Source organism: Paenibacillus sp. PAMC 26794 (genome assembly GCF_000316035.1).
Lineage (GTDB): Bacteria > Bacillota > Bacilli > Paenibacillales > Paenibacillaceae > Paenibacillus.
In genome coordinates, this window is record NZ_ANHX01000056.1 from 1 (window position 1) to 21,843 (window position 21,843).

A 21,843-nucleotide genomic window follows, 5' to 3' on the forward strand; every position below is an offset into this window, starting at 1 on the left:
CGCCTGGCTGCCCGTGCCCCTGTTGCTCCGCAAGGCGGGGCTTAAGGGCTCGGGCTGTGCCCGGAGGCAGCTGCTTCGCCTGGCTGCCCGTGCCCCTGTTGCTCCGCAAGGCGGGGCTTAAGGGCTCGGGCTGTGCCCGGAGGCAGTTGCTTCGCTCGGATGCCCGTGCCCCTGTTGCTCCGCAAGGCGGGGCTTAAGGGCTCGGGCTGCGCCCGGGGGCAGCTGCTTCGCCTGGCTGCCCGTGCCCCTGTTGCTCCGCAAGGCGGGGCTTAAGGGCTCGGGCTGCGTCCGGGGGCAGTTGCTTCGCTCGGCTGCCCTGGCCCCTGTTGCTCCGCAAGGCGGGGCTGAGGGCTCGGGCTACGCACGGGGCGGCGAGATACGTTTGTCTCGCCACATAACAGCTAGCAGCTGCAGCCGAATTTTTCTTCGCCGTTGAAGTCCAGGCGGGTTGGGTAATCATGATCAAAACATGCGAGACATAGTCCGCCTTTAGGATCATCCTGATTATCTCCCTGAATCGATGCAATCAGTCCATCAGGACTGAGGAACTCCAGGGAGTCCGCATTAATTTCACGGCAAATTTCTTCCACCGACAACTGTGAAGCAATTAATTCACGGCTGTCAGGCGTATCAATACCGTAGAAACACGGGTTTTTGAAAGGTGGTGATGTAATCCGTACATGCACTTCCGTTGCTCCTGCATCACGCAGCATGTTCACGATCCGCCGGGAGGTCGTTCCCCGTACGATGGAGTCGTCAATCATAACCACGCGTTTGCCTTCTACAACGCGACGCACAGCGCTCAGCTTCATCTTCACGCCCTGCTCCCGCAATTCCTGGCTCGGCTGGATAAACGTACGTCCAGTGTATTTATTCTTGATCATACCCATCTCATATGGAATACCTGTTTGTTCCGCATAACCAATTGCCGCGGAAATACTGGAGTCCGGCACACCTGTAACCAGATCGGCATCCACAAACGACTCAATCGCCATCCGGCTTCCCATCCGTTTACGGGCAGCATGTTGGTTCGTACCATTCATATCACTGTCTGGACGGGCAAAATAAATGTATTCCATCGCGCATAGCGCCTTGCGGTGTTTGTGATGATCAAAACGGTCTTCGTGAAGACCATCCGCATCCAGCACCAGTAGTTCACCCGGCTCAATATCACGAATCAACTCTGCGCCGATCGTTTCGAGTGCACACGTCTCGGATGCAAACAGATACGCATCTCCCAGCTTACCCATCGTCAGCGGACGAAGTCCGTGCGGATCGGAAGCCACGAGCAGCTTGTCATTGGTCATGATCAGAAACGCATAACCACCCACAATGCGCTGGAACGCCTCTTTTGCCGCTTCCACAAGCCCTTTGGAGGATCGTGCAATCAGATGCGCAATAACCTCGGTATCACTTGTTGTTTGGAAAATGGACCCGCTCTGCTCCAGCTCACGCCGGATCGTTGGTGCATTCACAATGTTACCGTTGGTCGCTACCGCCAAATCGCCATCACGGTATTTGAATACCAATGGCTGTGCGTTCGTCAGTTTACTGTCACCACTTGTTGAATACCGGACATGCCCAATGGAAATATCCCCGGTCAACGTCTGCATCAGGTCTTTGGTGAACACTTCCTTCACCAGACCCATGCCGCGGTGATAGTTAAACTGGCTGCCATCACTCACACACATGCCTGCACTTTCTTCGCCCCGATGTTGCAGCGCATGTAGTCCATAATAGGAGAGCGAGGCCGCGTCAGGGTGTCTGAACACCCCGAACACGCCGCATTCTTCTTTCAATTTGTCGAGTCCTTCCTTGCCGGACCCTTCATTATAATAATCGCCTGTCCACAAAGGTCCTGTCGTCAGTTCATGAGACATGGAATCGCATCCTCCCAGACCTGAGTTAAACCTCCTACAGGTTCGCTCACGGCTGATGTTCCGTTCAATTCAATCGTCAGGTTACTTCCTTCTACACGTCCAATCACAGCTACAGGTACACCGCGCTCACGTACAAATGCTTCAAGCTTACCCGCTTGCTCCGGCGTAGCCGACAACAAGATACGGGACTGGCTCTCACTGAACAGAGCGTGATCTCCACGCAACGTCGTCTCCACATTCACCTGTGCTCCAACGTTACCGCTGATACAAGACTCTGCGAGTGCAACAGCCAAGCCGCCTTCAGACAAGTCATGCGCAGAGCGAACGAGACCGGATTGAATAGCTTCCAGCACCGTGCTGAGCAACGCTTTTTCCGTTTGCAAGTTCAGTTCTGGTGGACGACCTTCCGTCTGACCATGAACCGCGTATTGCAGCTCGCTGCCACCCAGTTCAGCTTTCGTTTCACCGAGGAGGATGATAACATCACCTTCGGATTTGAATGCTTGTGTCGTGATATGATCCGTATCATGAACGAGGCCTACCATACCGACAACTGGCGTTGGATAGATGGAGCCTTTGGCGTTTTCGTTATACAGACTTACGTTACCACCGATGACCGGCGTATCCAGCACACGGCAAGCTTCTGCCATACCGTCTACCGCTTTCTCCATTTGCCAGAAAATATCCGGCTTCTCCGGGTTACCGAAGTTCAGGTTGTCCGTGATCGCCAGCGGCTCAGCACCAGAACATACAATGTTACGCGCTGCTTCACTTACGGCAATCCGTCCACCAACTTCAGGATCAAGATACACATAACGTCCGTTACAGTCGGTTGTCATCGCTAGACCTTTGCGTGTGCCACGAATCGTAACTACAGCTGCATCCGAACCTGGACGAACGGCCGTGCTTGTACGCACCATGTAATCGTATTGATCGTACACCCATTTTTTACTCGCTACCGTTGGGGAAGCCAATATTTGTTTCAGCGCTCTGCCGAGATCCGACACTTCGTCATAACGAAGCGTGTCGATGGAAGCACTTTGCTCGTAGTACGCAGGAACAGAAGAAGGTTTGTCATACACTGGACATTCGTCAACCAAAGCCGTTACCGGCATATCTCCGACCACATCGCCGTGGTGGATCAATTTCAGACGACCATCATCCGTCACTTTACCGACTTTGGCACAGATTACGCCCCAACGTTCAAAGATTTCCATCGCCTGCGCCTCATCCTTCGGCTCAACAACGAACAACATCCGTTCCTGGGACTCGGACAACATCATCTCGTAAGGCGTCATGCCTTCTTCACGCTGTGGCACCTGATCCAGATACAATTCCAGACCGTTACCTGCTTTACTTGCCATCTCTGCACTCGAACATGTCAGACCCGCAGCACCCATATCCTGAATTCCGAGCACGATGCCCGTGTCGATCAATTCCAGACAGGATTCCATCACCAGTTTCTCCATAAACGGATCACCAACCTGAACCGCTGTCCGTTGGGACTCGGATTCTTCCGTCAGTTCAACCGATGCAAAGGTTGCTCCATGAATACCATCCCGGCCTGTTGGTGGCCCTACATAATACACAGGGTTACCTACACCTTTAGCTACGCCGCGCTGGATCTTGTCATGATCAATCAGACCCACACACATCGCGTTAACCAGCGGATTGCCTTCGTAGCTCTCATCAAACATCACTTCGCCACCAACGGTAGGAATCCCGATACAGTTTCCGTATCCAGCAATACCTGATACGACATGCTCGAACAGATATTTAACGCGATCGCTCTCTAGCTTGCCGAAACGAAGGGAGTTCAGTATGGCTATCGGTCTTGCACCCATGGAGAAAATATCACGGATAATGCCGCCCACACCTGTTGCCGCACCTTGATAAGGCTCAACCGCGGAAGGATGGTTATGGCTTTCAATTTTGAATACAACGGCCTGGTTATCACCGATATCCACGATACCGGCACCTTCACCAGGTCCCATCAGGACACGTGGTCCAGTGGTTGGGAAACGGCGCAGTAATGGCTTGGAGTTTTTATAAGCACAATGCTCGGACCACATTACACTGAACACACCAATTTCCGTGTAGTTTGGCTTGCGCCCCATGAACTCACAGATCAGCGCATACTCGCTGTCAGATACGCCCATTTGTGCGTAAAGTTTATGTTCTGCGACCTGTTCTGCTGTTGGTTCCTTAGCGGATAGCTGCTGCGTCATGCCGATCCCTCCATGCTTTCAAAATAGATGTAAACATACGTTTGCCGTCTTCCGAACCAAACAGTGAATCCACTGCACGCTCTGGATGCGGCATCATGCCGACCACGTTTCCACCCTCGTTACAGACTCCCGCGATATCACCCAGGGAACCGTTCGGGTTGGTACCATACGTAAATACGATCTGGTTGTTCGCTTGCAGACTCGCTAGCGTCTCCTCGTCGCAATAATAGTTGCCTTCACCGTGAGCAATCGGGATGATAATCTCTTCGCCCGGTGCATAGTCACGTGTAAATGGTGTATCCGCGTTTGCCACTTTCAATACCGTATCGTGACAACGGAATTTCAGAGAAGTGTTACGGATCAATGCACCTGGAAGCAATCCGGCTTCCGTCAGGATCTGGAATCCGTTGCAAATACCCAAAATATACTTACCTTGTTCAGCAGCTTTCGCTACCTCGTTCATTACCGGTGCAAAGCGGGAAATCGCTCCGCAACGCAAGTAGTCACCATAAGAGAAACCACCCGGAACTAAAATACAATCATAAGCCGAAAGATCTGTAGCCGTGTGCCATACATAATCAACCTCTTGCCCAATGGCATCTTCCACTGCCTTGTAACAGTCGATGTCGCAGTTGGAGCCAGGGAACACAAGAACTGCAAATTTCATGAGATTAACCCTCCAATTCGTAGCGGTAATCTTCAACAACGGTGTTGGCCAGCAGCTTTTCACACATGACTTTCAATCGTTTCTCCGCTTCCGCACGATCTGTTGTATCCAGGTTCAATTCCATGACTTTACCGATCCGTACACTTTCCACTTCGTTGAATCCCATGGAATGCAGGGCTCCTTGAACAGCTACGCCTTGCGGGTCGAGTACGCTTTGCTTAATAGTGACATATACGGTTGCTTTGATCATGATCCTTATGTTCCTCCTCAGTAATGAACGGGATAAATGCTTTACGCTGTTAAAAAAAGTGACTTTTGGTGCTTGCTCCGGGGCGGATTGTTCTTCCGGTCGCTTGTTGTCCCCAGGTTTTTTTGATTGTTTTGGCCCGCTGTGCGGTCAAAACCCGGGGACAAAGGCGAACGCTATCGCTCCTTTAAGAACAATTCCGCCCCTACGCTAGTCCATGCGACGTTTTTTAAAGGCCTAAACCTTTTACGTTGCACGGTGTGTAATGGTCTAGCCTGACCATTACGTGAAAACAGTAAATGGTCTTTAAGTTACTTTAGTAATCTTACTATTTTTATATTTGTAGACTTCCTGTATGTGAAGAGAAGTCTGTGTCTTTAATTGCCTCACCCACCAGTTTGAACACTGGCGGAGGGAAAGATTTGAGCTAGAGAAACGAAGTGCTCGCCTTTGCCCCCGGAATGTTTCCTTTTGAAAAAAGGATTCCAATCAAAACATTCCGGGGGCAACAGCGATCGAAAGCCAAAATTTCCCATAGCTCTCTCTCAAACGTTAGCTTCCTCAAACTTTCCCGTAGCTCACTCAAACGTTATTATTTCGTTAAACGGTTATAAATATCGACGTATCTTGCGGTTGTTGCTTCAACTACCGCTTGTGGGAGTGGATCGGGTTTGCTGTTCTTGTCCCAATCGGTTCCGGCGAGATAGGTGCGCACTGGCTCTTTATCCATGCTGTCGATCTCGATGTCGAGTTCATAATTCTCTTTGGCCCAGAAGCGTGAAGCATCTGGGGTGAAGATTTCGTCAATCAGGATGACCTTGCCATCCACGATGCCGAACTCGAATTTGCAGTCTGCCAGAATGATGCCACGCTGATCACAGTAATCACGGGCGAATTCGTACAAGCGTAAGCTTTTTTCCTGAAGCTCCATTGCAAGTCCGTCTCCCACCAGTTCTTTCATGCGATCCATTGGGATGTCCTCATCGTGACCAACATCGTTTTTGGCTGCCGGGGTGAAAATGGGAACTTCTAGCTTGGCGTTTTTGCGAAGTCCATCAGGCAGTTTAATGCCATTCACTTCACCGCTTGTCTCATATTGTCTCCATCCCCCACCAGTGATGTATCCACGCACAACACATTCAATATCAATGCGTTCCGCTTTGCGGGTTACCATGATGCGGTCTTTGAGCAATTCAGGGTCTGTGATGAGGTCACCCAGTTGATTCACATCGGTATGAACGACGTGGTTCTCCATCATGTCACCTGTCAGTTCAAACCAGAAGCTGCTGAGTTTATTCAGTACGTTTCCTTTCTCAGGAACTGCCGGGTCCAGCACGTAATCAAATGCCGAGATTCGGTCGGTTACCACGATCAGAAAATGTTCACCCAGATCGTACAATTCACGTACTTTTCCTTTATATAACAGAGGTGCTTTAACGAGATCTGCCGCAGTGGACAGTGCCATGGGCTCACCTTCTTTCAGGAGATGTAAGGCTAAGGTCAGAATCCTGATGGTGCGGGCTCCACTCCGATGACAGAACAATCTTCCGATCGCTGTTATCCCCAGATTTTTTGATTCCACTTTTGCAAAGTGAAAATCCGGGGATAAAGGCGACCACTTCGCTTCTTCAGCTTATTTCTGTCCTCTGCGTTCCCTGCAAAACCATCATTCTGCGCTATAGCCTTATGGGAGTTATATATTAATCGTTCAAGCCGAGCTTTTTGAAGATGGTGTCTACGTGCTTCAGGTGCCATGACGGGTTGAATGCATCTGCGATTTCTTCTTCGTTAAGCACTTCCGTGATTTCCGGTGTGGATTTCACGATATCCTGGAACTGGCGTTGTTCTTCCCATGCTTGCATCGCACGTGGTTGAACGGTATCGTACGCTTGCTCGCGGCTGAAACCTTTGTCAATCAGCTTTGTCATGATGCGACCGGAGAATGGTACCCCGTAGGTGCGCTCCATGTTGCGTTTCATGTTCTCAGGGAAAACCGTCAGGTTCTTCACGATGTTACCAAAACGGTTCAGCATGTAGTTCAGCAGCATCGTTGCATCCGGCAGAATGATACGTTCTACGGAAGAGTGCGAGATGTCACGTTCATGCCAGAGCGTCACGTTCTCGTATGCCGATACCATATGTCCGCGAATGACACGGGACAGGCCGGAGATGTTTTCACTTCCGATCGGATTACGCTTGTGCGGCATCGCGGAAGATCCTTTTTGACCTTTTGCAAAAGCTTCTTCCACTTCGCGGAACTCACTCTTCTGCAGCGCACGTACCTCTGTAGCGAACTTGTCCAGGGACGTTGCGATCAACGCCAGTGTAGCCATATATTCCGCGTGACGGTCACGTTGCAATGTTTGAGTCGAGATTGGAGCTGCTTTGGTACCCAACTTCTCGCAGACAAACTCTTCAACAAACGGATCGATGTTCGCGTATGTTCCTACTGCGCCTGAGATTTTGCCGTATTGTACATTGTCTGCTGCATGACGGAAACGCTCCAGGTTCCGTTTCATCTCTTCATGCCACAATGCCATTTTCAGTCCAAATGTTGTTGGCTCAGCATGCACCCCGTGCGTACGTCCCATCATTGGTGTGTGCTGATAAGCCAGTGCTTTTTCGCGAAGAATTTCAATGAAATTCACGATATCCTTTTCCAGAATCTCATTCGCTTGACGCAATACATAACCCAGAGCCGTATCTACGACATCCGTGGAAGTCAGTCCGTAGTGCACCCATTTCCGCTCCGCACCCAGACTTTCAGATACCGTACGTGTGAATGCGATAACGTCATGACGTGTTTCCTGTTCAATCTCATAGATGCGGTCGATGTCAAAAGATGCGTTCTGACGAAGCAATGCTGCTTCATCCTTAGGGATAACACCCAGTTCAGCCCACGCCTCACATGCACAAATTTCAACCTCCAGCCACGATTGGAATTTGTTCTCTTCGGTCCAAATGGCTCTCATTTCGGGTCTGCTATAACGTTCAATCATGAATTTGTATTCCTCCAGAGATTAGTTTGTTCAATCCATTGCAATCCTTCTTCAACATCCTGACAAAGCAGATTCACATGCCCCATCTTACGTCCTGTTTTTGCTTCGGTTTTACCATATATATGAAGCTTGGGAATCACACCGAGGTCTATCGCTTCTGCATCAGGTTGCCCTGTTCTGGCGATAATGCCTTCCAGATGTTCTCCAAGCACATTGACCATAACAACCGGACTCAATAACGAAGTGTCACCGAGTGGTAATCCGCAGATCGCACGGATATGTTGTTCAAATTGCGAAGTCGCACAAGCTTCCATCGTATAGTGACCAGAATTATGTGGTCTTGGCGCCAGTTCGTTGACGTACAGTCTTCCATCCGCCGCTACAAACAGTTCAACGGCAAGCAACCCAACAGCCTTCATTGATTCTGCCACCGCTGCTGCCAGCTTTTGCGCTTCAATCTGAATGTCTGCAGCAACTCTACCCGGTACAATTGAAGCATGCAAAATGTTATTTACATGAATGTTCTCCGCTGGCGGGAACGTTTTGATCTCCCCATTTGTACTGCGCGCTACTACGACCGAAATCTCGCATTCAAACTTGATGAATTGTTCCAGCACCAGTTCCGCACCTGTAGCTGCAAGTTCTTCGTATGCCGCAACAGCCTGACTTGCTTCCCGAATTACACGCTGGCCTTTGCCATCGTAGCCTCCAGTAACCGTCTTTAGTACACATGGCACTCCAAGTTCGCTAACAGCAGCAAGCATCGTATCCGCACTTGTGATCTCACGATAAGGCGCGACTCTTACTCCAGCGGCTTCAATAGCCCGTTTTTCACGCAATCGATGTTGTGTGGTGTACAATAACGCACTTCCTTGCGGAACGTAAGACTCACGCTCGAGCAGCCCAGCGACTTCTGCATCCACATTTTCGAATTCATACGTAATGACATCGCATTGCCGAGCCAGTTCAAGTGCAGCTTTGGCATCGTCATATCCTGCTTCAATCTGACGAGCAACTTGACCACAAGGCGCATCCGGAGCGGGATCAAGAGTAACGAATCGATACCCCATCGCCGTGCCTGCGAGCGTCATCATACGTCCGAGCTGTCCGCCTCCAAGAATGCCGATAGTTGTCTTCCCGGGCAGCAGGACTTTCTGTAGCTCTCCTGCTATGCCGGATTGGTTCGTGGCTCTACTCATAGTTCTTCACTGCTTTCGAGTACTTCTTGTTTGATGCGCTCTCTTCGAGCTTCAGAGCGACGTTGGACATCCGGGTCAAATGCACCGATCATCTGAGCTGCGAGCAGCCCTGCATTCGTTGCCCCTGCCTTGCCAATCGCCACAGTTGCGACGGGAATACCACCAGGCATCTGAACAATGGACAACAAGGAATCGAGACCGTTCAATGCTTTGGATTGAACCGGTACGCCAATGACTGGAAGCATCGTTTTGGCGGCAACCATACCGGGCAGATGTGCTGCCCCGCCTGCCCCTGCAATGATCACCTTGAATCCTCGATCAATCGCCTGCTCTGCGTATTCGAACATCAAATCCGGTGTACGATGGGCTGAGACAACCTTTTTCTCATAACCAATCTCCAGTTCATCCAGAACCTCGCACGCATGCTTCATCGTTTCCCAATCCGACTTGCTGCCCATGATTACAGCGACTTGCAGTGACATGAATACATCCAACTCCCGTCTGAGCTTTTTTGATTACACCTGGTATTAAAGAATTCATTTTACGTGTGAAATGAAAAAATCCGCTACCCGCGAAAACATCACATTTTCTTCGGACACCGGACTCCAAGAAATACGTATCCCTCATTTGGGCATGCCAAAAGGGGGCTTGCTGTCCGCATCTGGTTGCATGCGACTCTCAGCCGTATCTCCTCGTAGTCCGGAAATTTACGGTTCCCGGGTAGATACTTCCGGGCCCTATTCCCGGCGTTATACGAGCAAATATCTATCAAACTATCTTCGTTCATTTTTGTAATCTCTTATTACATATTTCGTTCCTACTCGACCTTATTCTTACCTGATCGACACATCTAACATTCTAACAATCCCCTACAGCTAATGTCAACTTAAAGACGAACATTTAACATATTGACAAATATAATGTTCGGGAATTGCTTCTTTAAATTCGCTTAACCATCCATTTCATCCCATAAAAGAAAGCCGGCTCCTCTTCAATCTCTCGAAGACAACCGGCTTCCTGCTTTTCAGTGCGTACACACTTCATCCATTATTTTACGATCAGTACTGGAACCCGCGCATGCTGCACCACATTGTGACTGACACTACCCAGAACAAATTCCCGAATTCCACCCAGTCCGCGGCTACCAATAATAATGATATCGGAATCATTTTCTTTGGCAAAATCAAGCAATACTTCCGCTGCCGCTCCTTGAATCAGATCCACATTGGCCGTTACACCCGCAGCCTGAATTCGTTCTTTCGCTTCATCCGTCGTCTGAACCGCCAGATTGTAGTAGTCATTATTAAGTGAAGGTGGCAGTGGAGCCAACCCCTCACCGATGAATACACGCGGGAAATCAAAAGCATGAATGACATCCAGTACTGCATTCGGGGACACTTTTGCTAGCTCAATCGCACGATCAAGTGCTTTATTTGAAGCTTTGGAACCATCATAAGCCACTAATATTTTGGAAAATAACATGTGAATCCCGTCCCTTCCTTTATATGTAGAGCACGCGAAGCAAGCTTCGGTCTGACATGTAATAAACTAACAGAACCATATAACTCCTTAAACGTTCCGGAACCACAATGAACCATTTATACGAAATAATTTACATAACAGACGAATTAATGATACACCTTTCACTTCAGCGTAAGTCTTGTTCGAATGGTTACGCATGTGTTCCATGTCTTCATTGAATAAAGTAACCATAGATTACCGCATTCAAGAACAACAACAACGGAATGCCAATGGTGAAGCTGGGATGTTTGGTTTTATGCCTTTTCCGATACATCGCGATCCAGACTCCCAAAGCACCGCCAATAAACGCAAGCAAGAATAACGTCCGTTCGGGTGTACGGTCACGACGCTGTTGTGCACGCCTCTTATCATCCGACATCACCAGATAACCAACTACATTAATAAATAAAAACCACAATATAAGTCCGGTTTGCATATAATTCTAGCGATCCCCCTGTCCCGGGACATCTCCCTGTCACCATTATAGTCCTCATCAGAGACATGTTCAACGCACCGGATAGGGAACCGCAATTTTGTGTAATAACGCTAACCTCGCTCTGACCTAGGACTCCTGCTTTGGAATACCGTTCAGACTTGGTGCTCTTTTGGCTGCTTTGTCCGGGCGTACAGCGATACTCTCTTCCCGAATACTGTCTTTGTTTTGCTGGTTATGGATTTTCTCTGGTTTGTTATGCGGCATGTAGGTATCACCTCCTTGGCTTACGTTGCCTGAAAACGGAGGATCTTATACGACGTGGCGTGGATGAGTAGAGAAAAGTTATAATCAGTCCCTTTGGAGTAAATGAGTACATCATTCGCATGGCTCGTACCGCACGAGGTACTACCTCAACTACCTTAAGCGTGTTACTCTCCCTTTTTCTCCATAGCCGCTTTCAGCAGATCACCGAGATTGGAGCCAATCGACTCCTGCTTAGCATACTGTTTAACCAGCTTTTGCTGATCGCGTTTGTTCACATGTTGTTTATCCTTATCCAACGTTTCTGTAATACCACAAGGTAGACATTGTACGTATAACCCCGCCTTGCCTTCTTTGATTTCCATCTTTTTGTGGCACTGCGCACAACGACGATTGGACAGTCTCTTTTCTGCCGAACGACGATACCCGCAGTCCTCGGTAGGACATACAAGAAACTTGCCGCGCTTGCCTTTCTTCTCCAACAACCGTGCGTTACAGTCCGGACAATGGCTATTGGACACATTATGCGGCTTATACTCCGCTTTGCTGCCTTTTACCGTAGACACCAGCTCTTTCGCCATGGATCGGATACTATCCAGAAACGGCCCCGGTTTCCCTTGCCCACGAGCGATGCGTTCCAGTTCAGCTTCCCAGCGAGCAGTTAGATCCGGTGAACGAAGCTGCGGGGCAGCCAGTTCAATCAACTGTCTTCCTTTGCCAGTCGGGTGCATGCTGTTGCCTTGACGATCTATTGTATCGGAACTGACCAGTTTCTCGATAATATCCGCTCGTGTCGCCGGAGTGCCCAATCCATGCTTCTCCATTTGGGAAAGCAAAGCAGCTTCGGTATACCGTTTGGGCGGCATCGTCCGTCCACTTTTAATATGGCAACGCTGAACCGTCACGGACTGCCCTTGCTGCACATCTGGCAAAAGCGCACGCTCATGGTCTGCTGCATCATCCACACGGTCATCGTCATCATCGCTGTAATCGCCGCCGTATACTTCACGCCATCCACTTTCTTTCACCGTTGTACCTTTGACATGGAAAGAGTCGTTCCCCACCTGAACGGTGATCGCAACTGAATCGTACTTCGCTGCCGGATAGAACAGGCTGATAAAACGACGTACGATCAGATCATACAATTTGCGTTCCTCCGGGTTCAATTGATTCAGAAGCACCGTTTGCTCCGTCGGGATAATCGCATGGTGATCGGTCACTTTGCTGTCATCCACAATACGTTTGGTGATATTCAGATTTTTGCGCAGCAAAGGACGCGCCAAAGACGCATAAGGTCCAATGGCTACACTGTCCAGACGTTCTTTCAATGTAGCTGTCATGTCCGATGTCAGGTATCGGCTGTCTGTACGGGGATATGTCACGAGCTTGTGCTGTTCATACAGACGTTGCAGGACGTTTGATGTTTGCTTTGCAGAGAAACCATATTTCCGGTTGGCATCCCGTTGCAGTTCCGTCAGGTCATATGCCAGTGGATGTGGCTCTACTTTTTCGCTTTTCTTCACTTGGGCAATCGTGCCCTTGCGTCCATCTACCCGTTTCTTCAATTCTTGCATTTCTTGAGGGTCAAAGATTCGCGAATCTCCCCCAGTTGCCCGCCACACAGCCTGAAAACCGTCCAAATCTGCCGTTAACGTCTCATACTCCTGCGAGCGGAAACCGTTAATTTCACTTTCCCTGTCCATAATCATGCCTAATGTCGGGGTTTGTACACGTCCAGCTGATAACTGCGCATTGAAACGAACAGTTAGCGCACGGGTCACGTTAAGTCCGATCATCCAGTCGGCTTCCGCACGGCAACGTGCAGATTCATAGAGACGGTCGAATTGACTGCCTGGCTTCAGCGAAGCAAATCCGTCTTTGATCGCCTTATCTGTCTGGGATGAAATCCACAGGCGTTTAAAAGGTTTTTTCCACCCCGCCATCTGCATGATCCAACGGGCCAGCAATTCTCCCTCACGTGCTGCATCCGTCGCAATGACAAGCTCACCCACATCCTGACGCTTCATCAACTGCTGCACTGCTTTATATTGATGGTTGGTTTCTTTAAGTACCTTCAGTTTCGTACGCTCTGGCAAAATGGGCAGGTCCTCCAGATTCCATGTTGCATACTTCTTGTCGTAATCCTCCGGTTCAGCTAATCCCACCAGATGTCCAAGCGCCCAGGTAACGATATATTTCGGGCCTTCCATATAACTTTTATGTTTATCACGCGCACCCATAACTCTGGCTATTTCGCGTGCTACAGATGGTTTTTCTGCGAGTACCAATGTCTTCACTTCATATCTCTTCCTCTCTGGTAGAACGTTATGTCTCTTTTATCCCTATCTTTTCATTATATCATTTCACACTAAAGGTATGCTCTGTCATCTCTCTTTTCTAATGAATGCACATCATGTAACCACATGTTTAACAACAATGTTGTATATGTGTTACATTTCATCACACAAATTAATCTGATAGTTTTCCTGAGTACATGTAAATAGAAGCATGAATAAGTATTAACACTGTAAAGCAATGATGTATACGTTTTTTTGGATAAATATAAACCTTGTAAGTTTACCTAACATGACTATACAATGTGTCAAAAGCATCGAAACAGAATTGCTGCTAACACACATCAATGAGACACAGGAAGGGAGCGTGGATGCATGACTTATCATGGATCTGTATTGAAAAAAAGTGGGGCTTTGTTACTGGCAGGTGCTGTTGTTGCCACAACATGGGGAGGAACGGTACCTTCGGCATCAGCCGCAACGGCAACGCCTACGAGTAAAACAACAGTAGCAGCTGTATCCAAAGGAAAAGCGCCAGCTACTCCGGCAGCATTTGTTAAGGCCATGGAAGAAATGGCTACACTTGCAGGTGTTCCTTTCACCATGGACAAGCTCTCCAGCACAACCGTACAACGTAAAGATGCTGCGGTCGCCTTGCAACAATGGCTCAAGCTGGATTCGAATACCGAATCATTCAAGGATGTCCCGGATGAAGCCACTTTCGCAGGTGCTGTTGGTGCATTGAACACTGCGGGATTGATGAAAGGTTATACGGAATCACTCTTCCTTCCAAACGCTGTACTTACCGAGAATGACCTCTCCATACTGAAAGATCGCATTTATAACTACATAAAACCGTTTGTTCTGGAGGAAGCAACCATTATGGATCTCCAGACCGCTATGACGCAAGGAAAACTGACATCAAAAGAGCTGGTTCAAAAATATCTGGACCGCATTGAAAAATACGATGATCAAGGTGTAAGCATAAACGCCGTATTAACGCTGAACCCGGATGCACTCCAAATTGCGGAGCAATTGGATGAAGAACGTGCAGCTCAAGGTGCCCGTGGACCTCTGCATGGCGTTCCGATTTTGGTGAAAGACAATTTCGATACCAATGACATGCCGACAACCGCAGGTTGTATCTGTCTGAAAGATTCCATCCCTGCCCACGATGCTGAACAAGTGAAGAAGCTCAAAGCAGCTGGCGCCATTATTTTGGGCAAAACAAACCTGCATGAATTCGCATTTGGCATCACAACATCCAGCTCATTGGGTGGACAAACATTGAACCCATACGCCTTGGACCACTATCCAGGTGGCTCAAGCGGCGGAACAGGTGCTGCCATTGCATCTAACTTTGCCGCAGCCGGTATGGGTACAGACACTGGCGGTTCGATCCGTATCCCTTCCAGCTTCAACAGCCTTGTGGGTATCCGCCCAACCATCGGACTGTCCAGCCGTGAAGGCATTATCCCATTGGCTTTGACACAGGATGTAGGCGGACCTATGGCTCGTACGGTTAGTGACGCTGCAATCATGTTGGATGCTACAGCCGGCTATGATAAAAAGGATGTCGCTACAGCTTACGCAGTTGGAAAAATCCCCTCCAGCTATACAGACTTCTTGGATGTAAACGGACTGAAAGGTGCACGCATCGGTGTGGCCACAGAACTCATCCCAAGTACCAAAGCTGAAGAAAAAGCCGTTGCTGACGTCATCAACACCGCTGTGGAAGAACTGAAGACACTAGGCGCTACCGCAGTTCCAATTTCCATCCCGAACTTGACTGAGATCAACAAATACCCAAGTCTCAGTGGATATGAATTCAAGTTCCAGCTGAATGACTATCTGGAGTCATTGGGTGCAGATGCTCCATATCACAGTCTGTCCGAGATCATCGCTTCCGGAGAGTTCGACAAGTCTCAGGAGCAATCCATGAAAACTCGGGATGCACGCCAAACATTGGAGACTACCGAATACAAGGACATCGTCCTGAAACGTACCCAAGTTACACGTGAGTCCCTGCTGAAAGTTATGGCAGATAATAATCTGGATGCCATCATCTATCCTACGTCCACGCAAGCCGCTGGTGTTATCGGCGAAGGACAAAACTCCGGTGGTAACAACCGATTGAGTCCTTTCTCCGGCTTCCCGGCGATTACGGTCCCTGCTGGTTTCACAACTGATGGTTTGCCTGTAGGTATGGAATTCCTGGGTCGTGCCTTTGATGAAGGAACCTTGATCAAGCTGGCTTACAGCTACGAACAAGGAACTCATCACCGCCAAGCGCCTAAGCTTACGCCGTAAAATGTTTATGGAATTAAGCAATTCCGGTTAACACAAAAAATAGATGCAATCATATCACTTTTTTGTGTTAACCTACTAAAGAGACCACCCTCTTCATGACTGCATGAAGTTTGGGTGGTCTCTTTTATTTTCTTTATTTATTTTTGGGTTGCATACAGTCCTATGTTACTCATTCCTGAACCTTGTCCGGCACGCCCCATTTCAGCACCAGACCTGCGTACGTCAGACCACCGCCAAAGCCAAAGAGAGCTACGCTCTGTCCTTCTTTCAACTTCCCTTCATCCACTGCAAGCTGTAAAGCAAGCGGAATGGAAGCGGCAGATGTGTTCCCACGATACTCAACACTGGTTAAAGTACGTTCCAAGGGTACCGGTCCACGTTCGCAAACAGCTTCAATCATTCTCATGTTGGCACTATGCGGGACAAACCAGTCAATCTGCTCAGGTCTTAATCCAGCTTTCGTTATAAGATTACCTAATTGCTCTGGGATCGTCCGTACAGCCCACTTATAAATCTCTCGCCCATTCTGAACAAGGCATCCCTCACCCTGCAAAAGCACACCATTTATCTCCGAAGACAGACCACTCTTATAGAGATGTACACCGCCCTCTCCATGTGTACCTGATATGGCTGCCATAAAGTCACCTTCAGCACCCGATGATCTCTCGACCAAGAAGGCCCCCGCTCCATCACCAAACAGTACACAAGTCGTGCGGTCTGTGTAATCCGTAATTTTAGATAACGTCTCTGCTCCAATAACCAGTACTTTGCGGTACATTCCACTGGTCACCAGACTGTCAGCTAGCTGCAGCCCGTAGGTAAAACCTGCGCATGCAGCATTTAAATCCAGTACGCCCGTATGTGGGATCTTAAGATTATCCTGTACTCTGGATGCCGTACTTGGGAAAGCATATTCCGGTGTGCTGGTAGCCACAAGAATCATATCCACATCTTCTACACTTACATTATAACGACGTATCATATCTTCCACAGCCTTCGTAGCCAGGTCAGATACAAATTGATCTTCAGCTGCAATTCGCCGTTCTCTCATACCTGTACGCTGTACAATCCATTCGTCACTTGTCTCGACTAATTTCTCCAGATCAGCATTCGTTAATATTCGATCCGGTACATACGTCCCCATTGCCGTGATGGTTGCCTTTGATTGATGATTCATACCGGTAGTCACCTCATTTGTTTTTTTATTATTATAGCACTAAGTCTTAGTACTTGGTACTAAAATTAGTTTTCGCTATCTATTTTGCGAACATCAATTGGAAACAATCTGTTATTCTCATCCTGAAACGAAAGCATATTATATAGCGCAATAAACAAAGTTAAAATTTGTTTTCGAAGGACACTGCTCGATATGTCTGATATCCATGTTTATTGACATAGAAGAACTACACAAAAAAACAGGCTGCGTAACAACCACAGACTGTTGATATAAATTTGTTGAATCCAGATTATTCTAGACTTCGTGCCAGCTAATCAAGTCCCTTGCAGAAGTTTATATTCTAATTCGATAATAGTACGCAACTTGTCTCTAGATCTTAAATCGTTTTTCTCTCGTCGACCAGAAACCATATTTCTGAATATTATATTTTTAAAAATCTCCCATTCCGAAGCCAGTTCCAACGACTTTTCTGCAAATTGTATTAGTTCAATATCACTAGCTTTATCTTGTATTGTCCTAAGTAACATATGACTATTTTTTTTATGATTTTGTACAAATGAAGTTGTGCGAAGCGCGAAAATACTTACATCTTCGCATCTACCAATAATCTCATCAAATTCTTCATAATAATGCTCTAGTGCAGTTATACCTACCTGATAATATAGGTCATGCGCTTTAACATATCTTACTTCACTTAATAATACCTTATTTTTTATTTCTTTCACTATTAGATTATAGTTATCTATGCGATAATTTTTTATCTCTTCCTCTAAAGGTGTCACTTTTCTGAAAACAACTTCCTTTCCTTCCTGTAACAAATGTTTTGTCGACGCTATGACGGCTTCTTTCGGGATCTCATAGGTATGCATTTGACCTGGCGATAGACAATCTTCAATTGCTGAATAGGTTCCATCTTCTACAGAGTATCCATACAAGAAAATCGGATGAACAAAATGAAACTTCCCAGCCTCTCTTCCAGATGGGTAAAAAAAGCGATCAACGTTCAAAAAGATAAATTTACTCTCTGAAAATGCGTTACATATTAGTTCATGTATTTCATTTACGTCATTATTCTGAAAAATCCCTTTTTGGATATCAAAAAAAGCTTCTATTGTATCAGTCTGATAAATAATCTTTGGAATAAATAAACCCTGTTCCAATAAGCTATTATATGTAGCCTGTGAATCGAATTTTTGTGATATATTTTTTTTCCAATATTCAAATTTTATTGTTGCAGGTAACATCTCAAAATTACTATCATAAGAAATTAGTATAGACATTAAATTGTTTTGAAAACAATCTAACCAGATCCCATTATAAGGCTCTAAATTGCTACTAACATTGTAATCCATATAAAACTCTCCTTTTATTAGTTTGTACGGACTCAATCAGGACTCAATAGTAGCCCAGTGCAGCAAGCAGAAACCTTAAACCACAATTCCATATCCATTGTTAACGAATGTCATACCTCGACAAAATTAGAGTGAATTTGTGAATTGCTTGCTTTTTCGAAGAGGACAGAACGCATCCTTTAATTTACAGGCTTCAAGCACATCACTTATAAATGACACTATTTACATCTCGAAATGAAAGGAGGACATTTCCTATTTGTGGGGTTTCTCTCCAGTTCCGATACTTTGCAAACATTCACTTCCACACTATATCCCAGACAATTCTTTACAAGTGAAACTAAATTACTAACTAGATTGTCGTTCATATGATTTACATTTTCAACAAGGTTAATTGTAAAAATATCTTCTTTTTCCTGTATTATTTGAAGTTCTCCAATTCCCTCATATCCCGGATCACCAAAATGGTCAAACAACCTTCTTAAAACTACAGCGTTTAAGTAGCCATTTGGTGTTTTTATTTGATCTCCAGTTCGCCCCATCATTAAGGTCAATTCTATTGTATTTCCACACTGACATTCGCAATAATTTATCATACCGATATCTCCAGTCCTATAACGGATAATCGGCGTTAATCTGTTTGTTAAAGAAGTAACCACAATTTCTCCTGTTTGACCTATTGGCAACACTTCAAAGGAATTCATATCAACCACTTCTATATAAACATTCTTCCCACTAATATGTAGTTTACCGTGGGGACAAGAATACGCAATAGGATATGTTTCACTTGCTCCATACATGTTTGAAAGCTTTCCTAAATAACGAGTAATGTCATCAAATTGGCTATTCTGTAAATGTTCTGATCTGTTCTCTACTAACGTAATTTCTAAAGGCTCCAACCCCCTTGTACGAATAAATTGTGCAAATTCATATAAGACAGAAGCATACCCTTGAAGAATGTCAGGTTTGAAATCACGAAGTGTATAATAGTACAGAAAAAAACGTTCTTCAGAAAGATTATGTAGCGAAAGTGATGTTATTTTCCTCTGATTACCGTTGTAAGTGTAAATAATTGGCTCTTTGTGCAAGCCAAACATTGCAACAATAGGATTTCGAGGTATTTTGAAGGAGTAACGTAATTCTTGAAGAATTAGCCCTTCTCTAATCTTGTCTTCTTGACTACGATCATACCGTAACGGAAACCCAGTTGTACCAGACGTATAAACAGTATAGATGTTTTCATATGATCCGGTTCGATCTCTAATTAGGTCAGAATTTTCAACAAGTTTTTTTTTGGTTAAAAGAGGTATATTTTCAAATTCGGACTTCGAGAATTTTTCAATGTTAAGTTGTGATAAGATATCATGATAATATTCGCAGTTATCTTTACAGTGTAGAAGGATTTTCTGCAAACTACCCTGGACTTGTTCAAATAATAAACTCATAGAATGGCTTCTCTCTCCTTGCCCCCATATATTTTGTTGATTGTCTCCATACGATCAACTTTTCCCGTTTTCGTAAGCGGGAAATCCGATAAAAAATAAAACGAACGTGGAACCTTGTAGTTTGAAAGTCTTTTGTAGCAGTGACTTTTCAGTTCATCAATTTGGATATCTCTATCACATCTTATTATTGCAGCTGGCACTTCATCTAAAATAGGATCTTCTAAAGGGAAGACAATACAATCCATAATGTCTGGATGCTCCTTTAGACAATTCTCGATTTCCTCTGGGTATAAATTTTGCCCTCCAGATATGATCATATTTTTTGTACGTCCTACTACATGTAGATCCCCATTTTTATCCAAAAATCCTATATCCCCCGTTTGCAGCCAACCATTTTTTAAGACTCGTTTTGTTTCTTTATAATTGTTATAATATCCCATCATAATATTAGGACCTTTTACATATATTTCACCAACTTCATTAATTCCTCTACTAAATCCTTTTTCATCCTTGATTTCAATCCTAACATTTTCTACTGCATTTCCACATGATGGATTACCGTCTCCCATAATAAATTCACCAAGTGATATTCGTGGAGATGCTTCTGTCATCCCATAAGTTTGAATTATTCGGAATGGACGTAGATTCTCAAGGATCAAATTACCTAACTTTAAATCCAGAGCTGCACCTGACACACAAATATACCTCAGCTTAGGGCTACTAGTTACTTCAGCTTTTTCAACTAGTTGCCTTAACAGACTAGGTACAGCAGCAAAACAATTTACTCTTTCCTCAAAAATAGTTTTCATAATTAATCTAGGCAACATAGGAATATTTCTTACAATGAGGGTTGCCCCTTTGAGTAAATAACTGAGTATCTGAGTTGTCAGCACAGAACTAAAATGCATTGGCATTGTGATTAAAAAACGATCATCTTGATTTATCCCCACTGCATTAGCATGTGCAAGTGCGGTTGATATGATATTTTCCTCTGATAGCATAACCACTTTGGGGTTACCTGTGCTGCCTGAAGTTTGAAGAAATAATTTAGGTTCATTCAAAATATCTTCAGTGTTTGTGTTTGAAAGCATATTACAGTGCTTTTCAAGACTTAACCAATCGATCAGAGGAAGATTATCATTTATTTGAATAAGCTCAGTAGACGAAGTAATTATAAAATCAATTCCTATATTTGATACGCTATTTTTTATTTCATACAATTTTGAGTAATACGGGATAGGAATACAAATATTGTTAGATGTAATGATCGCTAGATAATGCAAAATAAAGTTTGTTTCATTTTGCATTATCAATCCAATTTTCTTACCTTTAATTTGATCCATATATCCCTTTATACGATTAACTTCATCCCAAAGTTCTTCATAGCTATACACCCTGAACAAGTCTTCAATAGCTACTTGAGTAGTAAACCGCTTACAAATAGACTCAATTTCTTCAGCAATAATGCCAACGGAATACACTTAAACACTCCCATCTAATTTAATTCTTCGAGCAAATCCACAATATTTTGAGCTGTAGTGAAATTTTCAGGTAATAATTTATATTCGGGGATTTCTATTCCAAAACAACTTTCAAGTTCAACAACTAACTCTATAAATTGGAAAGAATCATAACCAAGTTCCCTGAATAAATCTGTTGTCAGGCTAACTTCCTTTTGAATAACTGCCTTTCTCTTTACAATATCACAAACCGATTGCATTTTAGCATTCATGAAGGTTGTCCCTCTCTCATTTCGCGATTATACATAATAAAACCCAATACTTTTAAAAATTTTCGTTAGTCCCAATGAACCATTTTTGTAATTCTTAT

The 21,843-nt window shown here is 45.6% G+C and carries 18 protein-coding genes and 1 riboswitch; of the genes, 1 reads left to right on the top strand and 17 read right to left on the bottom strand.

Going from position 1 to position 21,843, the window contains the following annotated elements:
- Positions 1-401: 401 nt before the first annotated feature.
- The 12 genes from purF to D829_RS0120000 form a co-directional block, all read right to left on the bottom strand.
- Entirely contained in the window at positions 402-1,880 is a 1,479-nt protein-coding gene (purF, locus tag D829_RS0119945) for an amidophosphoribosyltransferase (protein WP_017690692.1), read from the bottom strand.
- Positions 1,865-4,108 carry a phosphoribosylformylglycinamidine synthase subunit PurL gene (gene purL, locus D829_RS0119950; RefSeq protein WP_017690693.1) on the bottom strand — a complete coding sequence of 748 codons (2,244 nt, stop codon included), beginning with the start codon at positions 4,106-4,108 and terminating at the stop codon, positions 1,865-1,867. The genes purF and purL overlap by 16 nt, the downstream gene beginning before the upstream one ends.
- Positions 4,086-4,775 carry a phosphoribosylformylglycinamidine synthase subunit PurQ gene (purQ, locus tag D829_RS0119955; RefSeq protein ID WP_017690694.1) on the bottom strand — a complete coding sequence of 230 codons (690 nt, stop codon included), beginning with the start codon at positions 4,773-4,775 and terminating at the stop codon, positions 4,086-4,088. Before purQ ends, purL begins: the two co-directional genes overlap by 23 nt.
- A gap of 4 nt (positions 4,776-4,779) precedes the next feature.
- Positions 4,780-5,025, bottom strand: coding sequence for a phosphoribosylformylglycinamidine synthase subunit PurS (gene purS, locus D829_RS0119960; RefSeq protein ID WP_017690695.1), 246 nt, complete (start codon positions 5,023-5,025; stop codon positions 4,780-4,782).
- A 589-nt stretch (positions 5,026-5,614) separates the two neighbouring features.
- Positions 5,615-6,487, bottom strand: a complete 873-nt coding sequence (locus tag D829_RS0119965; RefSeq protein ID WP_017690696.1) for a phosphoribosylaminoimidazolesuccinocarboxamide synthase — start codon at positions 6,485-6,487, stop codon at positions 5,615-5,617.
- A gap of 235 nt (positions 6,488-6,722) precedes the next feature.
- Positions 6,723-8,021 carry an adenylosuccinate lyase gene (gene purB, locus D829_RS0119970; protein WP_017690697.1) on the bottom strand — a complete coding sequence of 433 codons (1,299 nt, stop codon included), beginning with the start codon at positions 8,019-8,021 and terminating at the stop codon, positions 6,723-6,725.
- Positions 8,018-9,220, bottom strand: a complete 1,203-nt coding sequence (purK, locus tag D829_RS0119975) for a 5-(carboxyamino)imidazole ribonucleotide synthase (RefSeq protein ID WP_017690698.1) — start codon at positions 9,218-9,220, stop codon at positions 8,018-8,020. Before purK ends, purB begins: the two co-directional genes overlap by 4 nt.
- The gene (purE, locus tag D829_RS0119980; RefSeq protein WP_017690699.1) at positions 9,217-9,702 is read right to left on the bottom strand and encodes a 5-(carboxyamino)imidazole ribonucleotide mutase; all 486 of its coding nucleotides are present in this window, start codon (positions 9,700-9,702) and stop codon (positions 9,217-9,219) included. Before purE ends, purK begins: the two co-directional genes overlap by 4 nt.
- Before the next feature lie 193 nt (positions 9,703-9,895).
- A riboswitch (purine riboswitch) is annotated at positions 9,896-9,997 on the bottom strand.
- Between the two features lie 270 nt (positions 9,998-10,267).
- Complete coding sequence (locus D829_RS0119985) at positions 10,268-10,702, bottom strand: universal stress protein (protein ID WP_017690701.1); 435 nt, start codon at positions 10,700-10,702, stop codon at positions 10,268-10,270.
- Between the two features lie 211 nt (positions 10,703-10,913).
- The gene (locus tag D829_RS0119990; protein ID WP_017690702.1) at positions 10,914-11,177 is read right to left on the bottom strand and encodes a DUF1294 domain-containing protein; all 264 of its coding nucleotides are present in this window, start codon (positions 11,175-11,177) and stop codon (positions 10,914-10,916) included.
- A gap of 126 nt (positions 11,178-11,303) precedes the next feature.
- Positions 11,304-11,441 (bottom strand): hypothetical protein, encoded by a 138-nt coding sequence (locus D829_RS33765; RefSeq protein WP_017690703.1) that lies wholly within the window; start codon positions 11,439-11,441, stop codon positions 11,304-11,306.
- Between the two features lie 164 nt (positions 11,442-11,605).
- Positions 11,606-13,735, bottom strand: a complete 2,130-nt coding sequence (locus D829_RS0120000; protein WP_017690704.1) for a DNA topoisomerase III — start codon at positions 13,733-13,735, stop codon at positions 11,606-11,608.
- Positions 13,736-14,107: 372 nt separating this feature from the next.
- Between D829_RS0120000 and D829_RS0120005 the strand changes: the two genes are divergently transcribed.
- Positions 14,108-16,042: an amidase family protein gene (locus D829_RS0120005; RefSeq protein WP_017690705.1), complete on the top strand. Its 1,935-nt coding sequence runs from the start codon at positions 14,108-14,110 to the stop codon at positions 16,040-16,042.
- A 169-nt stretch (positions 16,043-16,211) separates the two neighbouring features.
- Here D829_RS0120005 and D829_RS0120010 read toward each other — a convergent pair whose 3' ends face one another.
- From D829_RS0120010 to D829_RS0120030, 5 genes are all read right to left on the bottom strand, one after another.
- Entirely contained in the window at positions 16,212-17,219 is a 1,008-nt protein-coding gene (locus D829_RS0120010; protein WP_017690706.1) for a ketoacyl-ACP synthase III, read from the bottom strand.
- 314 nt (positions 17,220-17,533) lie between these two features.
- Positions 17,534-18,571 carry a hypothetical protein gene (locus D829_RS0120015; RefSeq protein WP_017690707.1) on the bottom strand — a complete coding sequence of 346 codons (1,038 nt, stop codon included), beginning with the start codon at positions 18,569-18,571 and terminating at the stop codon, positions 17,534-17,536.
- 218 nt (positions 18,572-18,789) lie between these two features.
- Positions 18,790-20,013 (bottom strand): phenylacetate--CoA ligase family protein, encoded by a 1,224-nt coding sequence (locus tag D829_RS0120020; RefSeq protein WP_017690708.1) that lies wholly within the window; start codon positions 20,011-20,013, stop codon positions 18,790-18,792.
- Entirely contained in the window at positions 20,010-21,494 is a 1,485-nt protein-coding gene (locus D829_RS0120025; protein ID WP_017690709.1) for a class I adenylate-forming enzyme family protein, read from the bottom strand. Before D829_RS0120025 ends, D829_RS0120020 begins: the two co-directional genes overlap by 4 nt.
- 14 nt (positions 21,495-21,508) lie before the next feature.
- The gene (locus D829_RS0120030) at positions 21,509-21,745 is read right to left on the bottom strand and encodes an acyl carrier protein (RefSeq protein WP_017690710.1); all 237 of its coding nucleotides are present in this window, start codon (positions 21,743-21,745) and stop codon (positions 21,509-21,511) included.
- Positions 21,746-21,843: the final 98 nt, after the last annotated feature.

Coding starts and splice junctions, on each gene's coding strand:
- purF (WP_017690692.1), bottom strand. CDS start 1,880: ATGTCTCATGAACTGACGACAGGACCTTTGTGGACAGGCGATTATTAT.
- purL (WP_017690693.1), bottom strand. CDS start 4,108: ATGACGCAGCAGCTATCCGCTAAGGAACCAACAGCAGAACAGGTCGCA.
- purQ (WP_017690694.1), bottom strand. CDS start 4,775: ATGAAATTTGCAGTTCTTGTGTTCCCTGGCTCCAACTGCGACATCGAC.
- purS (WP_017690695.1), bottom strand. CDS start 5,025: ATGATCAAAGCAACCGTATATGTCACTATTAAGCAAAGCGTACTCGAC.
- D829_RS0119965 (WP_017690696.1), bottom strand. CDS start 6,487: ATGGCACTGTCCACTGCGGCAGATCTCGTTAAAGCACCTCTGTTATAT.
- purB (WP_017690697.1), bottom strand. CDS start 8,021: ATGATTGAACGTTATAGCAGACCCGAAATGAGAGCCATTTGGACCGAA.
- purK (WP_017690698.1), bottom strand. CDS start 9,220: ATGAGTAGAGCCACGAACCAATCCGGCATAGCAGGAGAGCTACAGAAA.
- purE (WP_017690699.1), bottom strand. CDS start 9,702: ATGTCACTGCAAGTCGCTGTAATCATGGGCAGCAAGTCGGATTGGGAA.
- D829_RS0119985 (WP_017690701.1), bottom strand. CDS start 10,702: ATGTTATTTTCCAAAATATTAGTGGCTTATGATGGTTCCAAAGCTTCA.
- D829_RS0119990 (WP_017690702.1), bottom strand. CDS start 11,177: ATGCAAACCGGACTTATATTGTGGTTTTTATTTATTAATGTAGTTGGT.
- D829_RS33765 (WP_017690703.1), bottom strand. CDS start 11,441: ATGCCGCATAACAAACCAGAGAAAATCCATAACCAGCAAAACAAAGAC.
- D829_RS0120005 (WP_017690705.1), top strand. CDS start 14,108: ATGACTTATCATGGATCTGTATTGAAAAAAAGTGGGGCTTTGTTACTG.
- D829_RS0120010 (WP_017690706.1), bottom strand. CDS start 17,219: ATGAATCATCAATCAAAGGCAACCATCACGGCAATGGGGACGTATGTA.
- D829_RS0120015 (WP_017690707.1), bottom strand. CDS start 18,571: ATGGATTACAATGTTAGTAGCAATTTAGAGCCTTATAATGGGATCTGG.
- D829_RS0120020 (WP_017690708.1), bottom strand. CDS start 20,013: ATGAGTTTATTATTTGAACAAGTCCAGGGTAGTTTGCAGAAAATCCTT.
- D829_RS0120030 (WP_017690710.1), bottom strand. CDS start 21,745: ATGAATGCTAAAATGCAATCGGTTTGTGATATTGTAAAGAGAAAGGCA.